The organism is Sphingobacterium sp. UBA7631, from assembly GCF_002483935.1.
In the GTDB taxonomy this organism is placed as follows: Bacteria; Bacteroidota; Bacteroidia; order Sphingobacteriales; family Sphingobacteriaceae; genus Sphingobacterium; species Sphingobacterium multivorum.
In genome coordinates this window covers 399,679-424,148 of the sequence record NZ_DLIX01000010.1, presented here as the reverse complement: position 1 = coordinate 424,148, position 24,470 = coordinate 399,679, and the positions used below count along the sequence as shown (strand labels likewise).

22 protein-coding genes and 1 tRNA gene are annotated in these 24,470 nt (G+C 40.0%); 13 read left to right on the top strand and 10 right to left on the bottom strand.

The genetic code is table 11. From position 1 onward, the window contains the following. Window positions 1-21 precede the first annotated feature (21 nt). The 3 genes from B3P16_RS18200 to B3P16_RS18190 all read left to right on the top strand — a co-directional run bounded on the left by B3P16_RS18200 (window position 22) and on the right by B3P16_RS18190 (window position 3,056). Window positions 22-783 carry a 5'-nucleotidase C-terminal domain-containing protein gene (locus tag B3P16_RS18200; RefSeq protein ID WP_236560201.1) on the top strand — a complete coding sequence of 254 codons (762 nt, stop codon included), beginning with the start codon at window positions 22-24 and terminating at the stop codon, window positions 781-783. Then, window positions 761-1,720, top strand: a complete 960-nt coding sequence (locus tag B3P16_RS18195) for a bifunctional metallophosphatase/5'-nucleotidase (RefSeq protein WP_046673333.1) — start codon at window positions 761-763, stop codon at window positions 1,718-1,720. The genes B3P16_RS18200 and B3P16_RS18195 overlap by 23 nt, the downstream gene beginning before the upstream one ends. A 121-nt stretch (window positions 1,721-1,841) precedes the next feature. Then, window positions 1,842-3,056 carry an MFS transporter gene (locus B3P16_RS18190; protein WP_070564026.1) on the top strand — a complete coding sequence of 405 codons (1,215 nt, stop codon included), beginning with the start codon at window positions 1,842-1,844 and terminating at the stop codon, window positions 3,054-3,056. 75 nt (window positions 3,057-3,131) lie between these two features. Here the strand turns inward: B3P16_RS18190 and B3P16_RS18185 are convergent, their stop codons facing one another. The 4 genes from B3P16_RS18185 to B3P16_RS18170 all read right to left on the bottom strand — a co-directional run bounded on the left by B3P16_RS18185 (window position 3,132) and on the right by B3P16_RS18170 (window position 7,096). Beyond that, window positions 3,132-5,135, bottom strand: a complete 2,004-nt coding sequence (locus B3P16_RS18185; protein WP_046673331.1) for a M13 family metallopeptidase — start codon at window positions 5,133-5,135, stop codon at window positions 3,132-3,134. Window positions 5,136-5,240: 105 nt separating this feature from the next. Beyond that, on the bottom strand, window positions 5,241-5,450 hold the full coding sequence (locus B3P16_RS18180; RefSeq protein ID WP_046673330.1) for a hypothetical protein: 210 nt from the start codon (window positions 5,448-5,450) through the stop codon (window positions 5,241-5,243). A 60-nt stretch (window positions 5,451-5,510) separates the two neighbouring features. Then, window positions 5,511-6,452, bottom strand: a complete 942-nt coding sequence (gene metA / locus B3P16_RS18175; protein ID WP_112374108.1) for a homoserine O-acetyltransferase MetA — start codon at window positions 6,450-6,452, stop codon at window positions 5,511-5,513. 113 nt (window positions 6,453-6,565) lie between these two features. Next, a complete protein-coding gene (locus B3P16_RS18170; protein ID WP_070564020.1) occupies window positions 6,566-7,096 on the bottom strand; it encodes a TlpA family protein disulfide reductase in 531 nt (176 codons plus the stop codon). A 233-nt stretch (window positions 7,097-7,329) separates the two neighbouring features. On the opposite strand from B3P16_RS18170, the gene acnA reads away from it, so the two are divergent. From acnA to B3P16_RS18155, 3 genes are all read left to right on the top strand, one after another. Further along, window positions 7,330-10,098 carry an aconitate hydratase AcnA gene (acnA, locus tag B3P16_RS18165; RefSeq protein ID WP_236560202.1) on the top strand — a complete coding sequence of 923 codons (2,769 nt, stop codon included), beginning with the start codon at window positions 7,330-7,332 and terminating at the stop codon, window positions 10,096-10,098. 287 nt (window positions 10,099-10,385) lie between these two features. Continuing rightward, window positions 10,386-10,952, top strand: coding sequence for a pentapeptide repeat-containing protein (locus tag B3P16_RS18160; RefSeq protein ID WP_286843810.1), 567 nt, complete (start codon window positions 10,386-10,388; stop codon window positions 10,950-10,952). A gap of 139 nt (window positions 10,953-11,091) precedes the next feature. Continuing rightward, window positions 11,092-12,477, top strand: a complete 1,386-nt coding sequence (locus tag B3P16_RS18155; RefSeq protein ID WP_070564010.1) for a WG repeat-containing protein — start codon at window positions 11,092-11,094, stop codon at window positions 12,475-12,477. 75 nt (window positions 12,478-12,552) lie between these two features. Here the strand turns inward: B3P16_RS18155 and B3P16_RS18150 are convergent, their stop codons facing one another. Then, the gene (locus B3P16_RS18150) at window positions 12,553-13,422 is read right to left on the bottom strand and encodes a DUF808 domain-containing protein (protein WP_112374105.1); all 870 of its coding nucleotides are present in this window, start codon (window positions 13,420-13,422) and stop codon (window positions 12,553-12,555) included. Window positions 13,423-13,555: 133 nt separating this feature from the next. Between B3P16_RS18150 and B3P16_RS18145 the strand changes: the two genes are divergently transcribed. From B3P16_RS18145 to B3P16_RS18130, 4 genes are all read left to right on the top strand, one after another. Further along, complete coding sequence (locus tag B3P16_RS18145; RefSeq protein ID WP_070564004.1) at window positions 13,556-14,113, top strand: DUF4256 domain-containing protein; 558 nt, start codon at window positions 13,556-13,558, stop codon at window positions 14,111-14,113. A gap of 31 nt (window positions 14,114-14,144) precedes the next feature. After that, a complete protein-coding gene (locus tag B3P16_RS18140; RefSeq protein ID WP_112374103.1) occupies window positions 14,145-15,002 on the top strand; it encodes a DUF6265 family protein in 858 nt (285 codons plus the stop codon). A gap of 61 nt (window positions 15,003-15,063) precedes the next feature. After that, window positions 15,064-15,522, top strand: a complete 459-nt coding sequence (locus B3P16_RS18135) for a GyrI-like domain-containing protein (RefSeq protein WP_286843809.1) — start codon at window positions 15,064-15,066, stop codon at window positions 15,520-15,522. Between the two features lie 92 nt (window positions 15,523-15,614). Then, window positions 15,615-16,907, top strand: a complete 1,293-nt coding sequence (locus B3P16_RS18130; protein ID WP_236560203.1) for a chloride channel protein — start codon at window positions 15,615-15,617, stop codon at window positions 16,905-16,907. A 60-nt stretch (window positions 16,908-16,967) separates the two neighbouring features. Here B3P16_RS18130 and B3P16_RS18125 read toward each other — a convergent pair whose 3' ends face one another. Continuing rightward, entirely contained in the window at window positions 16,968-18,389 is a 1,422-nt protein-coding gene (locus B3P16_RS18125) for an RtcB family protein (protein ID WP_070563998.1), read from the bottom strand. 102 nt (window positions 18,390-18,491) lie between these two features. Further along, window positions 18,492-19,586: a slipin family protein gene (locus B3P16_RS18120; protein WP_070563995.1), complete on the bottom strand. Its 1,095-nt coding sequence runs from the start codon at window positions 19,584-19,586 to the stop codon at window positions 18,492-18,494. 210 nt (window positions 19,587-19,796) lie between these two features. Between B3P16_RS18120 and B3P16_RS18115 the strand changes: the two genes are divergently transcribed. Then, window positions 19,797-19,979: a hypothetical protein gene (locus B3P16_RS18115; RefSeq protein WP_046673477.1), complete on the top strand. Its 183-nt coding sequence runs from the start codon at window positions 19,797-19,799 to the stop codon at window positions 19,977-19,979. Window positions 19,980-19,993: 14 nt separating this feature from the next. Here the strand turns inward: B3P16_RS18115 and B3P16_RS18110 are convergent. After that, window positions 19,994-20,055: transfer RNA gene (locus B3P16_RS18110), tRNA-OTHER, on the bottom strand. A gap of 547 nt (window positions 20,056-20,602) precedes the next feature. On the opposite strand from B3P16_RS18110, the gene B3P16_RS18105 reads away from it, so the two are divergent. Further along, a complete protein-coding gene (locus B3P16_RS18105; protein WP_286843808.1) occupies window positions 20,603-21,190 on the top strand; it encodes a hypothetical protein in 588 nt (195 codons plus the stop codon). 85 nt (window positions 21,191-21,275) lie between these two features. Here the strand turns inward: B3P16_RS18105 and B3P16_RS18100 are convergent, their stop codons facing one another. Together B3P16_RS18100 and B3P16_RS18095 are read right to left on the bottom strand one after the other, a co-directional pair. Continuing rightward, window positions 21,276-22,529, bottom strand: coding sequence for an amidohydrolase (locus B3P16_RS18100; protein WP_286769619.1), 1,254 nt, complete (start codon window positions 22,527-22,529; stop codon window positions 21,276-21,278). Window positions 22,530-22,605: 76 nt separating this feature from the next. Next, window positions 22,606-23,457, bottom strand: coding sequence for an AraC family transcriptional regulator (locus B3P16_RS18095; protein WP_286843807.1), 852 nt, complete (start codon window positions 23,455-23,457; stop codon window positions 22,606-22,608). A gap of 388 nt (window positions 23,458-23,845) precedes the next feature. Between B3P16_RS18095 and B3P16_RS18090 the strand changes: the two genes are divergently transcribed. Beyond that, window positions 23,846-24,460 carry a hypothetical protein gene (locus B3P16_RS18090; RefSeq protein ID WP_070563987.1) on the top strand — a complete coding sequence of 205 codons (615 nt, stop codon included), beginning with the start codon at window positions 23,846-23,848 and terminating at the stop codon, window positions 24,458-24,460. Window positions 24,461-24,470 lie beyond the last annotated feature (10 nt).

The window sequence follows — 24,470 nt, the reverse complement described above, 5'->3', positions numbered from 1 at the left end:
TATTTGGTTAAATTAAAAAGAATGAATATTTCGAAGCAAATTGCCTTTATTGGTAGCCTTGGTGTCGCTTCGCTTTTGATGATTACAGGTTGTACAAAACAACTCCATCCAACGCAAAAAGATTTCCAACAATATCATATCAATAGCGATATGCAAGCTGATCCTGCAGTCGTGTCAATCTACGAACCCTTCAAACACAAAATGGAAGCGGAGATGAATCGTGTGATTGGACATGCGGACAAGGCATTGACAAAAGAGAAAACAGCGGAAACATTAATGGGCAATTTTTTTTGTGAAGCCTTGTTGTGGATGAGTGAACACAATGCCCATAACCCCGCGGATTTGGCGTTCGCAACAAAAGGTGGTATCCGAAATGATCTTAAAGCAGGCGATATTACAGTAGGACATATTTTTGAGGTTATGCCCTTTGAGAACACATTGACGATACTCGAGCTCAAAGGTAGTCAGATTCGTCAGCTGGCTGACTATATTGCTACAACACATGGACAACCTATAGCCGGAATGACGTTGACAATTACGGGCAACAAAGCTCAGGACATAAAGATCAAAGGTCAAGCTATTGAAGACAATAAGTTATATAAATTAGTGACCTATGATTATCTTGCCAATGGTGGTGACAACCTCAGCCTGTTGACACAACCTGTATCCCGGGCTAATTATCCGCAACGCATGCGTGAAGGTTTGATTGAATATGTGAGCGAATTAACAAAAGAAGGCAAAAAAGTAAATGCAGAATTAGATGGAAGAATTAAAATCAATTAACCGAAGATCTTTTATCAAGCAAGTTGGTGGATTTTCTGCTGCAGTTGCTTTGGGATCACTTCCTTTTCAAGTCGACGCGAAGAGCAAAAAGGTAAAACTTACAATTTTACATACCAACGATGTTCATAGCCGTATTGAACCGTTTCCAATGGACGGCGGGAAATATCAGGGATTGGCTGGTGTTGCGCGCCGAAGTACACTGATCAATAAAATCCGCAAAGAAGAAGAACATCTTCTATTACTCGATGCAGGCGATATGTTTCAAGGTACCCCCTATTTTAATCTTTTTGGAGGAAAACTTGAACTTGACCTCATGACAAAGTTAGGTTATGATGCCGGGACATTTGGAAATCATGAATTTGACAATGGTCTTGACGGTCTTGTAAAGTACCTGGATCACGCTAAATTTCCGTTCTTAACGGCAAATTACGACTTCAAAGGAACCGTATTGGAGGGCAGAACCCAAGATTATACCATATTCCATAAAGGTGGAATAAAAATAGGCGTGTTTGGACTAGGGGTAGATATTGAGGGATTGGTTGACCCCAATAACTTCAGGGGAATGAAATATTTGGATCCTATTGAAGTTTCCAACAAGGTGGTCCGCACATTGAAAGAAAAACACAAATGTGATTTGGTCATCTGTTTATCGCATTTGGGCTATCAATATGAAAACGACAAGGTGTCGGATCTGATCCTTGCCGCCAAAACCTCAGACATTGATCTCATTATCGGAGGACATACGCACACCTTCTTAAATGAACCAACACTGGTTACAAATTTAAAAGGAACAAAGACCGTTGTGAATCAAGTCGGTTTTGCTGGAATTAATCTAGGACGTATTGACTTTATTATGGAACCAGGGTCTGACAAGAAACAAATGGTCGCAAGTACCTATCAGGTCAATCCGACAATTCCGGAGTCCATGTTGGCATAATATAATCTAATTTTAACAAATGCCAAGTTGACTAATCAATTTGGCATTTTTTTTACCAATACTATAAGAAGACGTATGAAGTAAAAACTTATACGGTCTATACACGCTGATTCGTCATTCAATGAAAAGAATTTTATCGATTTACCTCGACTCCTTTAAGGGACTGTCTCAAGCCGCATGGCTACTTGCCATAGTGATGCTCATTAATAGAATGGGAAGTATGGTGATTCCCTTTCTTGGCCTCTACATGACCCAGGTTCTACATTTTGACATTAAACAGGTCGGTGTGGTATTGATGAGTTATGGATTCGGCTCCGTTTGTGGTTCCTATATTGGTGGCTGGCTGACTGACCGGATTGGCAGCTTCAAGGTTCAGTTCGGAAGTCTGGTATTGGCGGCCCCTTTATTCTTACTGATCCCACATTTCAAAGAGGTACAGTCCTTATCCATCATGATTTTTACGTTAAGCTTAATCTTTGATGCCTTCAGACCTGCAAACTCCGTGTCAGTGGCAAGTTACGCTAAACCCGAAAATATCACGCGCGCCTTTTCATTGAATCGTCTTGCCATAAATCTGGGATTTTCAATCGGCCCGGCGGTGGCTGGATTTTTGGCCACCATCTCATTCAATTGGATCTTTTATGGAAATTCTTTTGCCGTCCTTTGCGCTGCAGTGATTTTCTTTGTCTTTTTTCATAAACGAGAAAAAAGAAGCGATATTAAATCTACAAAAGAGATTACTGCTGAAAACGAATTACCTCAAAAGACACGAAATCCCTATACCGACCTGCCTTTTGTCTTATTCAATATCTTTTGTTGCATTTTCTCATTCTGTTTCTTTCAGTTGATCACAACGTTACCTATTTTCTACCGAGAAGTTCACCATTTGAATGATCACCAAATCGGATTTCTACTCGGCTGGAGTGGATTCGTTATCGTATTACTGGAGATGTTCATTGTCCATATAGCTGAAAAAAGATTCTCGCTTATAAGCACGCTCGTCTTTGGAACATTTTTATGTGCCAGCTCTTATGCCATGTTAAATTTTTCAGGTGGACTCGGGTGGTTATATTTCACATTCTTTATCTTCGGCCTTGGCGAGATGCTGACACTACCATTTATGGCAACGGTTTCTGTTAACCGTTCGACACCTAAAACACAAGGAGCATACATGGGGTTCAATTCGTTGGCATTTTCAGCTGCAAATATATTTTCGCCGCTTTTAGGGACTAGCATTGTCGATTCCTTCGGTTTTACAACCTTATGGTGGGCAACCGCATTAACATTATCTGCTACGGCGATCGGATTCTACTTGGTTCTGAGATGGATGAAGTAACCTACACTTGAGAAATGAAAAACGGGTGTATGCTCATGTGAGATACACCCGTTTTTCATTAAACATGCCTGAAACCTACCAAATTTTGATACGTTTATCGACCGGAACAAACATTTTGTCGCCGTTCTTTGTATCCCAAGCCTTATGGAAAGCATCTAGGTTAATGATTGGGGCAAAAGCACGGTACTGTGCTGGAGAATGTGGATCAGTTTTTACTTGATTGACCACAAACTCATCGGTAGTTTTCGTTCTCCAAATCGTTGCCCAGGAAAGGAAAAAGCGCTGGTCCTGTGTAAAACCATCTATTAAACCAGGATTTCCCTTATCGTTCAGATAGAGTTGCAATGCATCAAAAGCCACTGATGAGCCACCTAAATCCCCAATATTCTCCCCTAATGTAAAGCGACCGTTCACAAAAACACCTGGTACAGGTTCGTAGGACTCAAACTGACGTACCAAAGCATCAGCCGCTGCTTCAAATTTCGCCTTATCACTGTCGCTCCACCAATTGTTCAGGTTTCCATTCCCATCGTATTTCGCACCCTGGTCGTCAAATCCGTGCGAAAGTTCGTGACCAATTACCGCACCAATACCGCCGAAATTAACTGCAGCATCAGCTTTATAATCATAGAATGGCGGCTGAAGAATCGCTGCTGGAAAGACAATCTCATTAAACAGTGGACTATAGTAAGCGTTCACAGTCTGTGGAGTCATCCCCCATTCAGATTTGTCCACTGGCTTATCTTGTTTCGCCAAATTCTGGTAAAATGCCCATTTACTCGAAGCTAATACATTTTCATACAACGATGTCCCAACATCAAGTTTGCTAAAATCTTTCCATTTATCCGGGTAACCAATTTTAACTTTAAACTTAGTCAGTTTGTCCAATGCCTTTACTTTCGTTTCATCCGACATCCAAGTCAATCCCTTGATATGCTGCCCGAAAGATTTAACGAGGTAGCTTACAAGCTCTTCCGCTTCAGCTTTGGCCTTTGGAGGGAAGTTTTCTTTCACATACAATTTCCCTAATAACTCACCTGCGATCGAATTGACAAATTCCACACCGCGCTTGTCCAGAGCACGCTGCTCCTTTTGTCCTTTTAACTTACGACCCCAGAAATCAAAATACAGATCATTTAACTCCTGTGTAGTATATGACGCTGCATTATTTAAAATATGAAATGTCAATAGCTCTTTGATCACCGGTAGATTTTCAGGGTTGAAAACCCGATCCAAATTTTCGTAATACTTTATTTCCGGTACAATAACAGTATCAGCCTTAAAACCGACATCCTTTAGGTACTTTGCAATATCGACGTTTTTCACAATCTTTTTTAGATCGGCTACAGCGATCGGATTATATCGCCCATTTGCATCGCGTGATTGCTCAACGGTTTTAAGGTTTGCCGCCAGCTGCTTTTCAAAGGCGACAATTTTTGGACCTTTTAAATCCTTCGTAATTTGGCCTGATTTAGCATAAAGTGCAGAAATATAATTTGAATAATCCGTTAACGTTTCTTCGTTCTTCTTATCTTTTACTTGATAATAAGAACGTCCAAGCCCCAGACTTCCTCCGCCGAGGTATACTGTATTAACATCGGAATTTTTAAGATGCGCATATACATAGCCACTAAAAAAAGGATTTCCACCAATCGGTGCTACCTCAACAAGATAGTTGTATAAATCATCAAAATTTTTAATTGCTGCAATTTTAGCAAGATAAGGTTTAACAGGTTCTAAACCAAGTTTATTACGTGTTTTCATATCCACAAATGATTTATACAAATCACCTATCTTCTGATTGTCTGTACCCTTTTGGAATTGTCCAGTTAGCGATTCTTGCAAGACCTTCAACGTAGCAATATCGGTGTTTTCACGCAATTCGTCGAAAGAACCCCAACGTGCTTTATCAGAGGGTATTTTGACTGTTTTCATCCAGTGTCCATTCACAAAATTATAAAAGTCATCTTGAGGACGAACACTCTTGTCCATGTAACTCACATTGATTGCGTTGTTTTGCGCTTGGCCCGCCAATGAGCCGCAGGTCAACAAAGCTGCTAAAAGTAGATTTTTCTTCATATAAAAATTTAGTTTGTCTATCGCTATACACAAACTTAAGCAAAGTTCTTCTATTGTTAATGCAACAATTGGGATTCTAATCGCAACTAAAATTAATGGGGATAATTAAGTCTTGGTTTTATTGCGTGTTGATTTACGTAGTACAAGGATAAAAATCAGTAGAAACAGTGCGACACCGGCAATCCAAATCCACGGATTAGCATACCATAACGTCCCATTCGCTTCTTTAAGCTTTTGATTCTCTTCCAGGGTAACCTGTGCTTTCAATAAAAAAACTGAAAAAACAGGACAAACTATTAAAGCAGTCTTTTTCATATTTAATCACTTCATATGAATAGAATACTCTTTTAGCTGTTTTTGTTTGAAGGAATTAAATTATCCTTGTTTGATTTCGCCTAAATAAACCACGTCTTTTAGATCAAAAGGAGTTTCTTGATACACAAAGTAATTCAACCAATTATTGAAAAGAAGATTCGCATGACTTGTCCAGCGCACCAGAGGGCGATTTTCGGGGTTGTCATCAACATAATAATTTGCCGGCATAGCAATCTCCTGCCCTTTTTCTAAGTCTCTTTTATACTCTTCATCCAGTGTAAAAGGAGCATATTCTGAATGTCCCGTCAAATAAAACTCGCGTCCCCCGCGTGAAGAAACGATAGCAATACCGGCTTCTGGCGATTCTGAAAGAATTTCTAAACCCTCTTTTACCAGGAGATCATCCTTCTCAATTGTTGTATGGCGGCTGTGCGGTATAAAGAACTCATCGTCAAATCCACGGAATAAAGGATGTCTTTTGTTTAACGCAGTGTGCTTAAATACACCAAAAAGTTTTTCCGTTAATGGCTTCTTCTCTACACCATAGAAATGATACAATGCAGCTTGAGACGCCCAACAGATATACAAACTTGATGTTACATGGGTCCTTGCCCAGTCGAATATGGTCTGAATTTCATCCCAGTAGGTCACTTCCTCAAAAGCAACCATTTCAACTGGAGCCCCCGTAATAATCATTCCGTCGTAGAAATTCTCCTTAACCTCGGTCAAGCTCTTGTAAAACATTTCCAAATGCTCTTCGGGGGTATTCTTTGAAACATGCGTTTCAAGTCGCAAAAATTCCATTTCCACCTGCAAAGGATTATTTGACAGCAAACGAATAAAATCTGTCTCTGTCGTAATTTTAAGCGGCATTAAGTTCAGTACCAAAACACGAAGCGGTCTGATATCCTGCTCATTTGCTCTTAAATCACTCATGACAAATATATTCTCCTTTTTCAACAGCTCAATGGCAGGAAGGTTATTAGGAAGTTTGACCGGCATAGATAATTTCTCCTTATACAATTAGCATGCAAAATTAGCAAGAAAATGCCATAAATGCTAAATGAAACATAAATTATCTTCCATTATATTGTTATAGTCTCCAAGACCAAAAGCTATTCCTTGCTTAAATCCAATAGGGATTTTCTGAATTTCTGCGACCCAAAGTTCATTCCACCTACGTGTTTAATGACCAGCTTACCAGCCTTATCCAAAATAATCGTTGTTGGTATGCTTGTGGTACTCAATTCTTTGGGTAAAGCCGAATTTAATTGATAGACCGGTAGACTATATTTTCTTTTCGCCATAAACTTCCGCGAAGCGCTAAGATTTCCATCGATATCGACAGCCAAAATAACAATAGCATCGTTGCCCTTAAAGTCCTTATAGAGTTGATCCAAGGAAGGCATCTCAGCAAGACATGGTGGACACCATGTCGCCCATAAATTAATAACCACAACTTTTCCTTTGAGCTGGTTTAGGCTCAATATATTGTTTTTACTGTCCCTAAAACTAAGATTGTATCCTTCGGTTCTGCTCTTATTCTCCTCCTCGACCACACAATGCTTGCTTGCTTTAACCAAAAATGGATTGCAAAACAACAAACTAACCAATAAAAGGAGACTATAATTTACTTTTTTTGTCATATAACACTTTAACTAAGCTTAAACATTACCATAACGTTTGTATCCTAATTTGATTGCTTTTATAGCAGAAAATTAATCGAATTTTTTCACGCGTTTTTTTAACGGATTTTTCAGCGGCAATGGAGGTTTAAAATTCGGTGTTAGAATACGAAAGCGAAAAGGTAAGTGTAAAAGATATTACAAACAAATTTAGGGATATGTATATTATATAGTATGAAAATAAGTAAATGAATATGAGCAAAGAGAAATCAATACAAGAAATTGAAATTAACGGCAAAGTTTACCAGTATAGTTCTATTAAAGATCTCCCTCAAGGTAATGTTATGCACCTACCGTTCAGCATCCGGATACTACTGGAAAATGTATTGCGAAACCATGATGGATTCAGTATCACAGACGAGCATGTCAATACCCTGATTCATTGGACTCCACAACCTGTTGACAAAGATATCCCCTTCAAACCGGCCAGAATTTTAATGCAGGATTTCACCGGAGTACCTGCTGTAGTCGATATGGCATCACTACGTGCCGAATTTATCCGTCATGGCAAGGATGGACAAAAAATAAATCCTGCTATCCCGGTGGATCTGGTCATTGATCATTCCGTTCAGGTCGACTACTTTGGTACACAGTACTCGTATGACAAGAATGTCGAGTTGGAATATGAACGCAACCGTGAGCGTTATGAACTCCTTAAATGGGCACAGAAAGGATTAAAAAATTTTACCGTTGTTCCCCCAGGTATGGGTATCTGCCATCAGGTCAACTTGGAATATCTTGCCAAAGGAGTCATTGAACGTGACAATTGGCTTTTTCCTGACACATTAGTAGGGACAGATTCGCATACACCAATGGTCAATGGTATTGGTGTATTAGGTTGGGGAGTTGGTGGTATTGAGGCCGAGGCAGCCATGCTTGGACAACCCATCTTTTTCACCTGCCCCGAGGTTATCGGCCTTAAACTTACGGGCAAAATACCAGCGACATGCACCGCGACGGACATGGTTCTTTCCATCACAAAAATACTTCGTGATACAGGTGTTGTGGGCAAATTTGTTGAAGTATTTGGCGATGGATTGGACAGCCTTTCGGTGACAGATCGTGCGACAATATCCAATATGTCACCAGAATTCGGCTGTACGGTTACCTATTTTCCGATCGATGACCGAACCCTTGAATACATGCATAGCACCAATCGAAGTGCCGAACAGATTAAAATTGTTGAAGATTATTGTAAAAGCAATTTACTTTGGCGGACAGGCAAGGAAGAAATTCAATATTCGTCGGTTGTTGAATTCAATTTATCAAGTCTGGAGCCAACTGTATCCGGCCCTAAGCGACCTCAGGATAAAATTCTTGTGAAAGATCTAAAAACTACATTTTCACATCTCTTGGATAGCGAACACCATCGACAGTATATCCCTGTTCTACAGCGATCGGAATCTGCTTGGCTTGCCGACGGCGGGTCTGGTACGGAGTTTACCTTTGGTAAGGTACCTATTGAACATGATTCACCGCATGAAGTTATCCAAGAGTCTATTCATGCTGTGCGCATCAAGCACAATCATAAAGAATATATTGTCAGTGATGGCAGTATTGCCATTGCCGCCATAACAAGCTGTACCAATACGTCGAACCCTACTGTGATGATCGGCGCAGGATTATTGGCCCGTAACGCTATCGAGCGTGGACTGCGGACCAAATCCTGGGTAAAGACCTCCTTAGCCCCTGGTTCAAAAGTCGTTACACAATACCTTGAAAGATCAGGACTTAGTGCTGATCTCGATGCCCTGCGTTTTCACACGGTGGGTTACGGTTGTACCTCCTGTATTGGAAACTCGGGTCCTCTTCCACCACAAATAGCAGAGGCAGTGGAAAAAGGTGAACTCATTGTCGCATCGGTATTGTCTGGTAACCGAAATTTTGAGGCGCGTGTGCATCCTCAGGTAAAAATGAACTTTTTAATGTCGCCGATGCTTGTTGTTGCCTATGCGTTAGTCGGAAGAGTTGATATTAATCTTTTGGAGGAGCCGCTCGACTACGACCCGAATGGTGAGCCCGTATATCTGAAAGATATTTGGCCGAGCCGCGAGGATATTATGGAAACCGTCAATGCCTGCGTCAAACAATCGGATTTTCAAGAAGTTTATGATGTCATCTTCGATGGTTCAACAGACTGGCAAGAACTTGAAGTGAATCTGGATCAAAATTACCAGTGGGACAACACGTCTACCTACATTAAAGAATCACCTTTTTTTGAAAATTTACAGGCTGTACCAAATCCGATACAAGACATCCAAAATGCAAGGGTGTTACTTTATCTTGGTGATTCGGTTACAACGGATCATATCTCACCTGCAGGGTCATTCAAAGAAGAAACTGCGGCTGGGCAATACCTCAGCGCACATCAGGTAAGTAAAGAAGATTTTAATTCGTATGGATCTAGACGTGGGAACCACGAAGTTATGATGCGTGGAACATTTGCCAATGTGCGTATTAAAAACAAAATTACTGATCGTGAAGGTGGATTTAGCCGTTATTTCCCAAGCAATGAGGTGAAGACGGTATATGAAACCGCAATGGAATATCGAAAAAACAACACTGCACTCATTGTGCTGGCAGGAAAAGAGTATGGTTCGGGCTCCTCAAGAGATTGGGCTGCAAAGGGAACATTCCTGCTCGGCGTACGGGCGGTTATTGCTGAAAGTTTTGAGCGTATTCACCGAAGTAATCTTGTCGGTATGGGGGTAGCACCACTTGTGTTTATCAATGACGAAAATGCAGAGAAATTAGGACTAGATGGAACAGAAGTCTATAGCATCACGGGACTTGCGAACGATTTAACACCCCATAAACTCCTCTCGGTAAAGGCGGTGCATGACAATGGAAAAACAACCACATTTCAAGTGAAAGCAAGACTCGATTCTGCCATTGAAATCGAGTATTTTAAGAATGACGGTATTCTGCAATATGTGCTACGGCAATATTTAAAAAACAACTAATATTCGGCAAATTGAAGAATCGAAATAGCTAAAAAAGTAAAGGGCACTCTATAGAGTGCCCTTTAACAACTATATTAAAACCTACCAGAGTTCTACAATACTTCAGTCTTGCCCCCAGAATTATGTTTTATGGCTATGCCAAATATAGTTGGAAAAAATTACCCTTTTTATCCCTGAAATCAGGTATTTTGCATATAATCGGATGTAGCGCATTCACTTCATTTTAAAGTAAAATCATTCGGGAGAATTGTTTATTTTCGCTAAGATCAATGCCAACAGCATACAGAATGAAAGAACTTATCGAACAAACAATCACGAAAAAAACATGGACTCCTGAACTGAAACAAGTTCAGGAATTCTACAAATGCACCTTTGAGCAATGTGATTTTCAGAGCGCGGAACTGTTAGACCTCATTTTCACAAATTGTGAATTTAAATCGTGTAATCTTTCCAACGTCAGTCTGAAGGGCACACAACTAGATCATGTTGTCTTTAATGACTGCAAAATGCTAGGTATACACTTTAATGAATGTAGTTCATTTTCCTTTCATGTTAATTTCAGCAACTCGGTATTGGATTACTCCTCTTTTTTTGAACGAAATATAAAGAAATTTCAGTTTGATCACTGTTCGTTGCAACATGTGGATTTTGAACGAGCTAATCTGCAACAGGCGGTGTTTAGAAAAGCGAATTTGTTAAATGCCCGTTTTATACAAAGCAATCTCGAAGGCTGTGATTTTCGGTCCTCCATCAACATCCAGCTCGATCCCGAGGCCAATCGCATGAAAAAAAGTAAATTTGGTCGGGAACAGCTGCCTGGACTATTGCTTAAATATCAGTTGGCCATCGATTAAATCTCAGAATGGGGTTTGATAAGGGCCTGAAGATCGTTGCATGAGATCGGCTCGATTTCGATTTATCATTAAATAACGGATTTCAGGGATATAACACCTTACATTGAATCAGGATATTTGTCTTTCAAAGTTTAAGAAGATGAAAAAAATATCCCTATCGTTCGTAGCTATCTTGGCGGCCAGCAGCATGTCGTTTGCACAAATCAATAAAGCATTCAAGATCAACTATGCCATTACCTATTCCGTCGATCCCAGCGAAGAAGCGCAAGCAGCTCCAGTTTCTGTCTACGAAGCTTATGTTAACAATGATAAAATAAAAGTTGTATCGGCTTCCGGAGACGGCGAAGAGTCCATCTTTCTCGTTAAAAAAAATGAAGAGCAATCGGTTATATTATACCCAGGACTGGCAAAATATGTCGTGAAAGAAAATGAGCTTAGCTCACATGCGATCAAACTCGTCCCAAACCAGACGAAAATGATCGCTGGTTATCCCTGCAAACTAGCGCAGGTAGAAATTCCTATTTCGGAAGATAACGCGGAAAACAGTACCCTATCGATTTGGTATAGCGATAAACTGCCAGTCGCCTATTGGGAGGGCTTTGATCTGTTCAAAAAAATACCTGGGGCTGTGCTGCAGCTAACAACACCGCTTGGCATGAATATGATTGCGCAGAACATCACCGATAGCCAACTGGACGAAAAGGATTTTATTGTACCTGAGGATTATGAACAAGTAGCATCCATTTATGATGACGAAGAGGATGCGGAAGATAGCAACCAGATTGCTGAAAATCTCTATTTATTTGAAGATGCTGCAACTAGCCTTTTGGGGGTAAAAGACGGCGATGAAAAAACAATTGTGCCAGCACAATACCTTTACATTGCTCCATTTGTTGGCGACCTGAGTATAGTTCAATATAAAGATGAAAAATATGGTGCCATTAATCTCACCGGTAAACCAATCCTCCCCTTCCGATACGATTATTTAGGTTACGATGACCATCTTGGCCAACTGGTTTTTGGACTAAACGAAAAATATGGGGTCATGGATAAGTCTGGTAAAATTTTGATCCCAGCAAATTATGATATGATATCATTCATTAACGGGGGCTATGCTGTATTTCAAGTGAAAGATAAATATGGCATATTGAATCAAGCGGGTAAAATAATTGTCCCGGCAACGTATAGCTTTATTTCTGAAAACAATGCAACGCATTTCGTCAGCATTGAAAACGACAAGTATAATCTTACTGATATTAAGACCAATAAAATCGTTGCGCCCGACTACGATTTGATTTCAATTACCGAAGAACCCAATCTTTTCCTTGCAAGCAAAGGTGGAAAGTATGGGTATTTAGATGGTCAGGGAAAAGTTGCAATACCATTTATATACAGTGGAGCTACCTCGTTCAGCGATGGCGTGGCTTCTGTTTCATTAGCGGATTCGGACGATGTAATTTTGATTAATACAAAAGGCGAACGTGTGGAAATAGATGCTGCGGCAGAGGCAACAGATATAATTTAAACATCAGCAACCAAAAAAGGCAACAGATCTATCTGTTGCCTTTTTGGTTGCTGATCATCAATGATCAGTATAAGGTTATTTTTTCTTTTTAAACAGCATTTTGCCGATCGTAAATAAAATCACCACAATTATGCCTCCACCTAGGCCAAATAACAGCTCTTTTAGCATGCTTGGCAGAGCGGGTAGCGCGTGATGTAAGAAATCAATATAATGCGCAAATATTCCGCCTGAAACTAAAATTAAAGCAAATGTACCAACCACAGCCAATAACTTGATAACAAAAGGCAGTGCGCGGACTAAAAAACGACCTAAACTCGCTACAGGGCCTTTCTCACGGGAGGTTTTAATCAATTTATAACCCGCATCGTCCATCCGAACGATAAGTGCCACAATACCATAGACTCCAACTGTGGCTAAAAAAGCAACAACCGAAACCGTAATAATTTGTAAGGACAAGCTTTTTCCAAGAACTGTTCCTAAAGCGATAATGACGATCTCCACGGAAAGAATAAAATCTGTCGTGATAGCCGATTTTACCTTCGCTTTTTCAACAGCAACTGAGTTTTCAGCAACGACAGTCTCTACTTTCGTTTCTTCTGTAGCATGTTTGCGGTGAAACAGGTATTCAATAATCTTTTCAACACCTTCAAAAGCAAGGTAGAAACCACCCAAAATTAAAATATATTTGATGGCAATTGGAAAAAAGACGTTCAGTAATAAAGCAATAGGTACAATGATCAACTTATTGAGCAGCGAACCCTTTGTAATTGCCCATAAAACTGGGAGCTCACGTGAAGCCAAAAAACCAGTCGCTTTCTCTGCATTTACCGCTAAATCGTCACCTAAGATTCCAGCAGTTTTTTTTGTTGCGATTTTGCTCGCCACTGCTACATCATCCATCAACGCTGCAATATCATCTAGTATTGCAAATATTCCTGAAGCCATATTTATATAAAAATTGAACGTAAAAATATAAATTTAATTCAATTTTGAACTAAAGAATTTAATCCATTTGTAATATTAAGCTACATTACATTTGATTTAAATACGTAATTTTAATACCACAAGGACAACCGTTATGAAAAATTCACTTACACTGCAGGAACAGTCAATGCTACTTGAAACACTAAAACAAAGGTTTCAGAAATTTCCTAAAAGACATCCACAGATCAGTTGGGATGATGTTGCGCATAAATTACTTGAAAATCCCAAGAAATTGTGGAGCTTGTTCCAAATGGAAAAGAGCGCTGGCGAACCCGACCTTATTCTGATTGATGCAAACAAAGAACAGTATGCTTTTGTGGATTGTGCTGAAGAAAGTCCCAAAGGAAGAAGAAGCCTCTGTTTTGACCAAAGAGCCATGGATGAAAGGAAAGAAAACAAGCCTATTGGGAATGCTGTGGAAGAAGCTAAGAAAATGGGGACTGAGCTACTAAATGAAGAACAATATCGCCAACTTCAACAATTAGGTGAATTTGATTTAAAAACTTCCAGCTGGATACAAACACCAGATGCCATCCGCAAGCTTGGAGGTGCCTTATTCTGTGACCGACGTTACAACCAAGTCTTTACCTATCATAATGGCGCAATCTCCTATTATGCCGCACGTGGATTTCGCTGCATACTTTTTCTTTAAAAGTCCCTAACCTTCAAAATTTAAAACCTATATGAAAACAATTGTAATAGCCACCCTGCTCTTTTGCTGGGGAGCTGCCCAACCGCTTTTTTCACAAGTATCTTTTCCATCGTTCTTGGAAGGGACATGGAAGGTGGACAATAAAGAGCAATACGAACAATGGGATCGTATAAATGAACACGAATTAAAGGGACTTTCCTATACGTTGAAAAATGGGCAAAAGATCGTCAGTGAATACCTAAAATTGACCAAAATAAAGGATAAAGTTGTATACACAGCACTGGTCATCGGACAAAACCATGGAAAAGAAGTCAATTTTGAGCTAAGTTATCAGGATAGTACCTATTCGTTTATCAATGAGGCCCATGATTTCCCCAATTACATTCGGTACACACCAGTCGCCACAAACCGACTTCACATTGTAGTGGAAGGAAAATCGGGAAGAGCCAGGTCTTTTTATGCGAGCAGAATTGCACCGACCACGACTGAAGGAAACCCAAATTACGATCAAGAGCTCGCAAAAAAATTGGGGGCTGATGATTATGGAATGAAATCCTACATCTTTGTCCTCCTCAAAACTGGCGAGAATAAAACAACAGACAAACAATTCATTAATGAATGTTTCAAAGGTCACATGGAAAATATCAATCGTCTCGTAAAAAATGGGCAATTGATTGTTGCTGGCCCATTTGGAAAAAATGACGACAACTTTCGGGGCCTTTTTATCTTAAATAACATGGCTTCAACTGATGCGGCAAAGCATATTTTAGAGAACGATCCAGCGATAAAAAACGGCCTCTTAGAAGCTTCGTTTTACCCCTGGTATGGTTCAGCTGCCTTGGCAGAATATCTGTCCCAAGTAGATAAAATCTGGAAAAAACAACATTAGCCCTTTGGTCATGACATAGGGTTGTCATTGGCCGATCTAACTTTGGGGAAAACTAAGCGAAATGAATAATAAAATAATCCCTTCATTCAGTATAATAGGTCTTGCCATCCGTACAAGCAACCAAAATGGGCAGGCGGCGAAAGACATTCCAGAACTTTGGGCCCGCTTTTTTAAAGAAGATGTGTTGAGCCGTATTCCCAACAAGATATCCAGCGAACTCTATTGTATCTATACCGAATATGAAAAAGATCACACATTGCCTTATACGACTTTATTAGGCTGTAAAGTCAGCAATCTTGAAGAACTACCCGAAGACTTGGACGGTATTAATATCGCTGAAAACCATTACCGACATTTTACAGCAGAAGGAAATTTGGAAGATGGCATCGTTTATGAAACTTGGCAAAGGATATGGCGTTCGGATTTACCCAGAACGTATGCCGCAGACCTCGAAATATATGGCGAAAAAGCCCAAAACCCACACGATGCAAAGGTGGATATATACATAGGCATTCATTAGGGTCTTTATCGTAACAAAACGTATGTGTTAAGGTATTTATCGTTTATTTTAAACTAAATAACCCTTACCTTTGTGTCGATTTAAAGAAAAACATGATGCAAGGCAATACGACATACAGAAAAAAAGTTGTTCGATATAGCTATCTAAAATTAATTGGAAGTTCAGCGCTCGTCAGTATCGTTTGTTGTGTATTGGCATACAGCCTCAAACACAGCACAGCTTATGTACAGGAAGAATTGTTTGAAAGTGTATCTTCCTGGGATGCCAAACTTTTTATTGTTTTACCCAGCATAGGTATTACAGCGATTTACTTCTTACGGAAATACGCTTTTCAAAACAGAAAAAACAAAGGGATCAAAGAAATTTATACGACACTAGAAACAAGAAAAGACCATTTACCTTTTTTTAAGATTCCTTCACATTATATCAATGGTTTTCTAACGGTAGTTTTTGGTGGGTCAACCGGTGTTGAAGTTTCTACAGTTGTTGCATCAGCCACGGTGGGTAACCAAGCGTATAAGCGATTACATCCAGCTTGGGCTTACAAAACCGAGTTGATCTGCGCTGGCGTAATCGCTGGAGTCACCCTGTTGTTTGGAAGTGCATTGGGTGGTTTTCTTTTTGCTTTTGAGGTAATTGCACGCAGATATAACAAGACCTTGCTCATTAGCGGACTAACTTCAATGGCCCTGGCTTCCGTATTTGTCTATTATCTTGACGCAAGTCCTTTGTTTACATTTGAGGTAAAAGCATGGCGATGGCAAGCGATCCCTTTTGTCGCTATTTTGGGATTGATTGGCGGGATTTTAGCATTATATTTTACTAAAACGGTAATTTATGCGAAGTCCTATTTTGCAGGCATAAAAAGTAATTTTATCCGTGTCAACTTGGGTGCAATCACCGTTGGAACATTTATCTTTTTCTTACCGGTACTCTATGGCGACAGCTATCATGGTCTTGGAGAGGTTCTAAAAAGCAGTCTGCATGATTCTGTCAATTTACTTTACTTTCTTCCGTTGATCCTGCTTGTTCTCTTAAAACCTTTTGTGGCTTCTCTGACGCTAGGTGCTGGTGGTGACGGCGGCGTTTTTGCCCCCAGTATTGTTACAGGTGCATTGTTAGGCGTTTTGTTTGCACAGCTTTGCAACCATTATCTAGGCACACAATTGGTGGTTATTAATTTTGCCCTTTTTGGTGCTGCAGCAATGCTTTCTGCGGCTATACATGCACCTTTCACGGCGATCTTTATTATTGCAAGCCTTGTTCCTTCCGGATATTTATTACTAGCCCCCCTACTCATCAGCAGTTTTATTGCGAAAACGCTAGCTAAAAAACTATATCCTTATAACGTATACACCTATAAGGAAGTGGCGACGGCCAGGTAATCAAAAGAAATTAAATACGAAAGCGGCTCAGACATCAATCTGAGCCGCTTTTTCTTGCCATTAGTCTTCTCTGCTCCCATCATCTGCCATGCGGACAATCTTGGGCGAAAATTTTGCCACGACATCAACAAGATCTTTTTGTGAAGCCATGACAGTGTGGATGTCTTTATAGGCCATCGGCGCTTCATCCATCCCTGCTCCAAGCAGCATAACACCTTGATCTTTAAGCATCGCATGAAGGTCATGGGAAGATAAGGTTTTAATCGCTTGTGTACGGCTCATCAGTCGACCTGCCCCATGAGATGCCGATTGTATAGCATTCGACTCCCCTTTTCCGCGAACCAAAAACCCTGGTGTCGCCATGGAGCCCGGAATAATCCCCATTACCCCTTTTGCAGCGGGCGTCGCACCCTTTCGGTGTACAATAACATCTTGACCATTCCAAGTTTCCTTCCATGCAAAATTGTGGTGATTTTCAACTTTCGCCAACAATTCAGCTCCTAAAGCCAACGTGATCTTGTCATGGATCACTTCGTGGCAGGCTGACGCATAATCGCCAGCGAGATTCATGGCCAGCCAATACTCCTGTCCCTCATGGCTATCCAGGTCCAAATAAGCCAGATTTTCCGCTTGATAAGGTAACTTACACAGGGATTTGGCCAGCTTGGTATAATGTGCTGCTAGGGTAGCGCCCATTCCTCTTGAACCCGAATGTGTCAACAAACCCAAATAACTGCCGCTATCAATGTTTAAAACCTCATCTCTTTCCTCAAATTCGACTATACCAAATTCCACAAAATGATTCCCCCCACCGGAAGAGCCCAATTGGGTCCAGGCTTTATCCTTCAAGGAGGAAAGTAAACTATTCTCATTGAATAATTTGTTTTCCAGTACAGCATGATCTACGCGTTCATGTCTCAGGTATCCATTACCAGCCCCAAATTTACTGTTTCGTAGAATAATATCTTTCAGCGTCATTATATTGTGCTCCACAAATGAACCCGGTAGATCAAAGATGGACAAAGCCATGCGACAGCCAATATCGACACCAACACCATAAGGGATCACGGCATTATTTGTCGCCAGAACTCCTCCGATTGGCAATCCGTATCCTTGATGGGCGTCTGGCATCAATGCTCCGGCAACCGAAACTGGTAATTTCATGGCGATATTCATCTGTGCTTTCGCCCCTGTTTCAATTTCAGACGAACCGTAAATGGTATAATCCGCCGGGTTTTCGTTCAAGACAATTAATGACTTGTCAATTGCCTCTTGCCCAAGCAGAGCACTCGCTAAAATTCCGAAAACAGCATCATCAGAATAGCTGGTCGGATTTTCCAAAACAGCTTTAAACTTTTCAAGCATTTCTGCCCGCGTAAAACCGTGTCTTTTACTGTTGATCTTCAGTGCTACTCCCAAGCTATGATTTTCTTTATATCCCAAAGCAATTAAGTCATTGCCGTTTATTCTCTTATTTTCCATTTTCTTACTTTCTAATTTATAGAGTAGCTTTACAAATCCTCCAAAGCAGGTAACAACAGCTCTTTACGTTGCTACCTGCACCTCTTTCAATTTAATAATCTTTTATTTCACAAACAATTGTTTGAGTTGGTCAACAATCTGTCCATTTCCGGAAACCGAAATCGTATTGATCTTTTCTGCGATCTTTTCGACATATTCCATTTCCTTCAACTTAAACAACATACTGTTTTCTTCCATCAGTTTCGCCGTATTCAACAGACTCCGTGTCGAAGCGGTCTCTTCGCGACGCATGATGCTATTTGCCTGCGCCCTCTTCTCTGCAATCAACACCTGGTTCATGATGTCCCGCACATCCCCTGGTAAAATAACATCTTTAACACCGCAGGTCAACAGTGTTAGTCCCATGCTCGCAACCTGTTGTAATGTATTTTCTAAGATATAGCCTTGTATTTCAGTCTTCCGCTCCATCAGCTCGTCTAACGTCATCTGCCCGATATAGGACCGTAGGGTCAACTGCATCAACGAATACAATTGCTTCTCGTGGTCTTTATTATTCAATAGTGCTTTGACAATATCCACAATCTGATATTGCAGCGTGAAATTGATTCTGATCTGTGCTTTATCTTTAGACAAGATCTCCTGTCCTACCACCTCCAAGGTCAAAACCCGCATATCAGCTTTTGAAATCGCTATGGTTTTTGCATTCTTCCACCAATAATACGTTCCCGACTTCAAGATATCCACAAACACACCGTCTACAAAAAGCAGGGCTTTCTCATTTGGTTCAATTTTATACTGACGTACATAATAGCTCAAACTCTGTTTCTCCAACAACTGACGATTTAAAGATGCCGGAACCTCAATCTCCGCAATGTCTTCCAGTTGAAATCTGCGTTCACGCAATTCCTTCCAAAAAACATGTCTGCCGGAGGCTAACGTCTTTTCGAAATTATTATTCAAAAAAACAAGACAAATCTCCGTATCGCCCACCTCAACGATGTCAACCAATTCACTAAAACCTGCCAACTGCAAAAGCACATCGATATTACGATCGGAAGGAAATGAATGAGTAGTTGTATATTTCTCCAGTTTTTCACCAAATCCCAACCAATAGTTACCGGATTTTAAAACACGGACCACCATATTGTTTTTAATAACCAATCCGATTTCCGCTGTAGTTATCTGTACTCTTTTCATTTGTATATTCTTTTAAATTTTCATTATTGCTATTATAAAACCTGCTATTTTTTATCCCTTGACCTCAAGCGGGATTCAAAAGCCCAAGTATCCGCTTTTAAAATCAAAAGTCGGTGAACAAATACCCCATCTTATTGGTCACGACTTTTTAGTATAAATTCAAATACCACATCTTAGGAATCTCAGGCCATCAATCAATTGCATAGTCGCATGAAAACAGCGCATAAGCAGGATAAAAAGATAGCAAGCTTCTACCAAATGACCTTTTTAAAGAAGGTCTTAACTTTGAATGTCCGAATGGACAGTTCGGTGCAATACCCTTATGCTATTCCATCCGAAAATGGAAGTGGGATTCGAACCCACACGATTGAGCTGTTGTTCTACCCAGACTGAACTATCCTGATTGCTCAGGAGTAGGAATCGAACCTACGACCCACAACTATCTGCTCTGCTCTACCCTTGAGCTACCTTTTTACGGGAGAGGACTCGAACCTCTAACACGAGCACTTTCCTTTCAACTTCTCGTTTTATCAGTATATTGATTCTCATAGAGAACAATACTAACCTGCTATACTGAAACAGGTGACCAGGATGCCACTGAAGAAGAAAGGCTTCTTTAATACTTCATCAAGAAGTATATATCTTAAAGCTATTCGCTATAATTTCATCAAAGAACGTTTGTCATTGTTGACATTACAAATATCGTTGGGTTAATGCGCAGGGAATTTGCGTAGAAAAAAAAAGAAGTAAAAAAAATATAGAGAAAACATAAAATGCTGTTATACAGCAATTAAAAATAAATAATTAGCATCAGAAAGAAACAAGGGACTCTTAACTACGCAGATGTATTGCGTTTATACGCCACACGATCGGCACACAGAGCTTTGCTTTATTTCAACAAGAATGGGAAATAGGATTTTTTGGTAAATATGCTGTAGAAATATAGCGGTAATCCGTGATCGTGTTATGGGATTTATATCCTAATTTTACACCCAAATAAAAGACGATATCAAAAGATGAAAAGTTTGTATGCAACAATACTGCTGTTTTACATGCTAGCGAGCTGTATAAATCCAACGAAAAACCATAAAAGCACTGCAGTGGAACATCCTGCAAAGCAGGTTTTAATCAACGACGGCACAGGCACAGCGAAGCAAAACACGACAATTGCTCAGCATCAGCAAGCGGAAGATTGGTTAAAAGCGATTTTTAAATGTAAAAGTTCTGCATCCGGCAAATATTGTTACTATCTGGACAAAGAAGATGCCTTATGTACCAAACGCTTTCAGGCGTTCTTAAAAGATGCCAATGAAATTTACGGGCCATCTAACCTCACAGATGAAGAACTGCTCAAAGCTGAAGCAGCTTACAAAGCTAAATGGGAAAAAATCTATCCCTTATATACAGCGGAAACCTGGTTATTTGGAAGAGGTAATGACGACGCATTGGATATCAAGGATGTTAAAATCGACAAAATAACGGAGAGCAAGTTTATCGTATTTATTGATTACGGCGATAATATCCGAACCAAAAACGAGGTTCAATTGGTCCATGAACAAGGTTCTTATAAAATAGACTACTGCAAGACGACTTTCCTACATTAACCGTAATCCCTCCTAAAAAATGAGCATGCCAATTCCCCAGACGATAAATTGGCATGTCGCATGTTCTTATTATGCGCTATTTTAATCAAGCTTGTGAACTATTGTTCCATTTGACGAGATTTCCCTGATGAATAAGCCCATGGACGGTCGAGATCCGAGAAACTGCTTCTGCTGAACAACTCGCGTCGACAAAAAGAAGGCTAGCATCATCTCCTACTTTCGGCCATACCGAATTCCCGTGGTCATCAAGCGGAATTTTGCCATTGGTCGCATAACGAAGGCAACGAGATAGCTCGAATTCAGTTTCATAACCATATAATTGCGCGGCTAGATTGGCTTTCTGAAGCATATTACCACTACCAAAAGTACCCCAATGATCCTGAACATTGTCGTTCCCCACAAAAACTTCCACTCCCGCCTTCTTCAGTTCCCGAAATGGCATCAACATATTGCGGAAAGGAACCGAACTGCATATACCGACTTTCGCTTCTGCCAGTCGTTCGGCCATGTGTTCTAAGTCTTTTTTCGGCAGGTAGCCTAAGGCGAAAGCATGACTGATAAATGTGCGTCCCTGTAATGCAGGGTTTTCCAATGCTTTATCAATCAAATATTCCATAGTCTTAACACCTGATTCTCCACCTTCATGCAAGTGGATATCGATTCCCTTGTTATTGTCCAATGCAAGTCGAACCGTCAAGTCCATCGGTTTCTCGATACTGCCGTCAATACTAAAGGGATCCAAACCACCGATAAAATCCACCTGTTCCCATTTTGCAACTTCCTCCATTAGCTTAGCGGATTCTGTATAGAATAGACCATGTTGGGGGAATGCGACCAGTTCTGCAGCAAAGGAATACTTTAAATGTTCCAGTGCCTGTAACAGATGTTCCAATGACTTCGTCCCCGATGTTGGGTCTACATTAAAATGTGCGCGCGCAAAATTTGTTCCGTAGCCCTGCAATAGCGCAATCAATTTTTCGGCACGTTCGACAGAGGTTTTCAACAATTCAGGAATGATGATCTGTTCCTTGGCAATCATATCTTTTACAGTCCTGTTTTTTGGAAATACCGCCTTCCAGGGCAGGCCGTATAAAGTTTTATCTAAATGAATGTGCATGTCACGGAATGGCGGTAAGGCCAATTTACCTTTCATGTCAAAGCCTTTTCCGTCAATCCCCGATTGCGCTGGCTCTATATTTTTTATTTTATTTGCCTCGATTTGAATATCAAATAATGCCGTTTTCGTAGCAACAATTTCTTCCTTCTCATAAAGAAAGCCTGTTTCTAGTAATACGTTCCTCAACAAATAAGTATCTTGATTTTGATTGATTTCATTCATGCTTAAATCATTTTCACCAAAGCTAAGTGATTTGGGACAATGATCCTTGTACGAATTATCACAGCTTGTGTATAAATTATGGCTGCGCTTTAAACTGACTTGGTGTCATATTTGTATGGCATTTAAAAAACTTGCTGAAGCTTGCATTATCATAAAATCCTAGATCAAAGACAATAGCTTTGATCGTTTTATCCGAAATTTTAAGCAAGCGCTTTGCTTCCAATAACACGCGTTCCTGAATCAAAAATGAAGCTGACTTGTGTAACACCCGATTACTTAACACATTCAGATAGTTTGCGGATATATTTAGCTTCTCGGCATAAAAAGCAACGGATTTTTCACTTTTATACCATTCATCGATAAGCTGAACAAATTTTGCCACAATCGGATTATCCTGATGTTGTTCATAATCATGATAATTATCCTGAACGATCTTGCTAATCAGAAGGGCAATTACTTTAACCCGCGCGTAAATCAATTCCCATAGGATATGGTCGTCCGCTAGATCAGCTGCAATTGCTTTAAATTCTGCTAATAGCGACTGAAAGTGGATCGCTGAAAGATCAATGACCAAATGCTTTAGATAATAAGAAATAGGAAATCGCAATGCAGGTAATAAGCTTTCGAACCAACGTCTGCTGATCATGAGCTGCAATGCATGGGTCGAGTCGTCCATCTTCCACTGATGTACCTGACCTGGAAAAACGAGATGTAATTGATTACATCCAAGCGTAAAGTGATCGAAGTCTATGGTATGCGTACCTCCAGACTCTTCAAATAATAAGAGAATAAAAAAATCATGTTTATGCGGTTCATTAATTTCCCGAGGACCAATAAGTTCGTGAAAAAGCAGGTCACAATCCGCAATAATCCCTTCCTGGAATTTTTGCAGATCTAGTATTGGAAAATGGTCGTTGGGTTGATACATAAACAGTATTCCAAAGATAGTATCTAAATATTAAAACAAAAAACAAAAGCTAGTGAGAGCTGGTAACAATACTAAAAATTACTTCCAACTTATGACCAGCTTCGTACTGTAAACACAGTGAGTCCACAGTAAGTCCACGTTGAGTCCACCTTTTTTATGTGCAATTACCGTGGCTTCATCGTACAGACATACTGCTTACAGTCCGAAGTTGATTACTAATAGGCTATCATTTTTTCTAACGAAGCCCTTAAGCTTGCCCGCAATTATTGACAGAAATTGTTACGATTATCATTATTGATTAATATCAAAAAAACGTTACTTTGAAATAGTTTATAGGGTCTGATTTAGGTCGAATGCCTATGCCTCATTTCCAACTTAAGATCGAAACATGCAAATTGAAATAGGGAGTATATTTTACGAAATAGTACTTTGGAATAAAGATTACATCCAGATTCTAGGTAGTTCATCACCCTATCGTGTATATGCTCCAGCGCATTGCGATGTTGCTTTCCTCAAAGAGTACATTAAGCTAAATCCTCCAGAAAATAAATCGGAAGATTCATCCTATTCCTATCTGGAAGATCCCTACTACCTATTTGGAAAACCTTATTTGGTCAAGATTTATCCGTCCGCAATGCTACCAACTGTTGAATTGACAGCAACGAGCATATGTGTATATCAAAAGAAGAACACAAATACCTTGAACTTACTGTACAAATGGTGCCAGGAATTACTCTACCATGAAGTCGTCAAGCAAATTGCTTACTGGGAGGAGCAATTGGATATATATGATGTGGCAACAGTAACCATCCGTAAACTACCCAAAAGTGATTTTAGAATCGTTGAAGGTGGATTTCAATTTTCAAATCGACTCATAGATTTTAAAAAAGAACACATCAATCTAATTATTCTAAAGGCTTTCTGTAAATTTGCGGATAAGACCCGAAAGGAAACAGAAGCAATTTTCAATCTATATATCCCAAACTGGAGAGATCTTTATTAGCACACTATAA

Excerpts from the sequence above, each read along its gene's own strand:
- B3P16_RS18155 (WP_070564010.1), top strand. The coding sequence starts at position 11,092 with ATGAAAAAAATATCCCTATCGTTCGTAGCTATCTTGGCGGCCAGCAGC.
- B3P16_RS18140 (WP_112374103.1), top strand. The coding sequence starts at position 14,145 with ATGAAAACAATTGTAATAGCCACCCTGCTCTTTTGCTGGGGAGCTGCC.
- B3P16_RS18130 (WP_236560203.1), top strand. The coding sequence starts at position 15,615 with ATGATGCAAGGCAATACGACATACAGAAAAAAAGTTGTTCGATATAGC.
- B3P16_RS18095 (WP_286843807.1), bottom strand. The coding sequence starts at position 23,457 with ATGTATCAACCCAACGACCATTTTCCAATACTAGATCTGCAAAAATTC.
- B3P16_RS18150 (WP_112374105.1), bottom strand. The coding sequence starts at position 13,422 with ATGGCTTCAGGAATATTTGCAATACTAGATGATATTGCAGCGTTGATG.
- B3P16_RS18170 (WP_070564020.1), bottom strand. The coding sequence starts at position 7,096 with ATGACAAAAAAAGTAAATTATAGTCTCCTTTTATTGGTTAGTTTGTTG.
- metA (WP_112374108.1), bottom strand. The coding sequence starts at position 6,452 with ATGCCGGTCAAACTTCCTAATAACCTTCCTGCCATTGAGCTGTTGAAA.
- B3P16_RS18160 (WP_286843810.1), top strand. The coding sequence starts at position 10,386 with ATGAAAGAACTTATCGAACAAACAATCACGAAAAAAACATGGACTCCT.
- B3P16_RS18190 (WP_070564026.1), top strand. The coding sequence starts at position 1,842 with ATGAAAAGAATTTTATCGATTTACCTCGACTCCTTTAAGGGACTGTCT.
- B3P16_RS18145 (WP_070564004.1), top strand. The coding sequence starts at position 13,556 with ATGAAAAATTCACTTACACTGCAGGAACAGTCAATGCTACTTGAAACA.
- B3P16_RS18195 (WP_046673333.1), top strand. The coding sequence starts at position 761 with ATGGAAGAATTAAAATCAATTAACCGAAGATCTTTTATCAAGCAAGTT.
- B3P16_RS18105 (WP_286843808.1), top strand. The coding sequence starts at position 20,603 with ATGAAAAGTTTGTATGCAACAATACTGCTGTTTTACATGCTAGCGAGC.
- B3P16_RS18180 (WP_046673330.1), bottom strand. The coding sequence starts at position 5,450 with ATGAAAAAGACTGCTTTAATAGTTTGTCCTGTTTTTTCAGTTTTTTTA.
- B3P16_RS18090 (WP_070563987.1), top strand. The coding sequence starts at position 23,846 with ATGCAAATTGAAATAGGGAGTATATTTTACGAAATAGTACTTTGGAAT.
- B3P16_RS18185 (WP_046673331.1), bottom strand. The coding sequence starts at position 5,135 with ATGAAGAAAAATCTACTTTTAGCAGCTTTGTTGACCTGCGGCTCATTG.
- B3P16_RS18120 (WP_070563995.1), bottom strand. The coding sequence starts at position 19,586 with ATGAAAAGAGTACAGATAACTACAGCGGAAATCGGATTGGTTATTAAA.
- B3P16_RS18135 (WP_286843809.1), top strand. The coding sequence starts at position 15,064 with ATGAATAATAAAATAATCCCTTCATTCAGTATAATAGGTCTTGCCATC.
- B3P16_RS18125 (WP_070563998.1), bottom strand. The coding sequence starts at position 18,389 with ATGGAAAATAAGAGAATAAACGGCAATGACTTAATTGCTTTGGGATAT.
- B3P16_RS18200 (WP_236560201.1), top strand. The coding sequence starts at position 22 with ATGAATATTTCGAAGCAAATTGCCTTTATTGGTAGCCTTGGTGTCGCT.
- B3P16_RS18115 (WP_046673477.1), top strand. The coding sequence starts at position 19,797 with ATGAAAACAGCGCATAAGCAGGATAAAAAGATAGCAAGCTTCTACCAA.
- acnA (WP_236560202.1), top strand. The coding sequence starts at position 7,330 with ATGAGCAAAGAGAAATCAATACAAGAAATTGAAATTAACGGCAAAGTT.
- B3P16_RS18100 (WP_286769619.1), bottom strand. The coding sequence starts at position 22,529 with ATGAATGAAATCAATCAAAATCAAGATACTTATTTGTTGAGGAACGTA.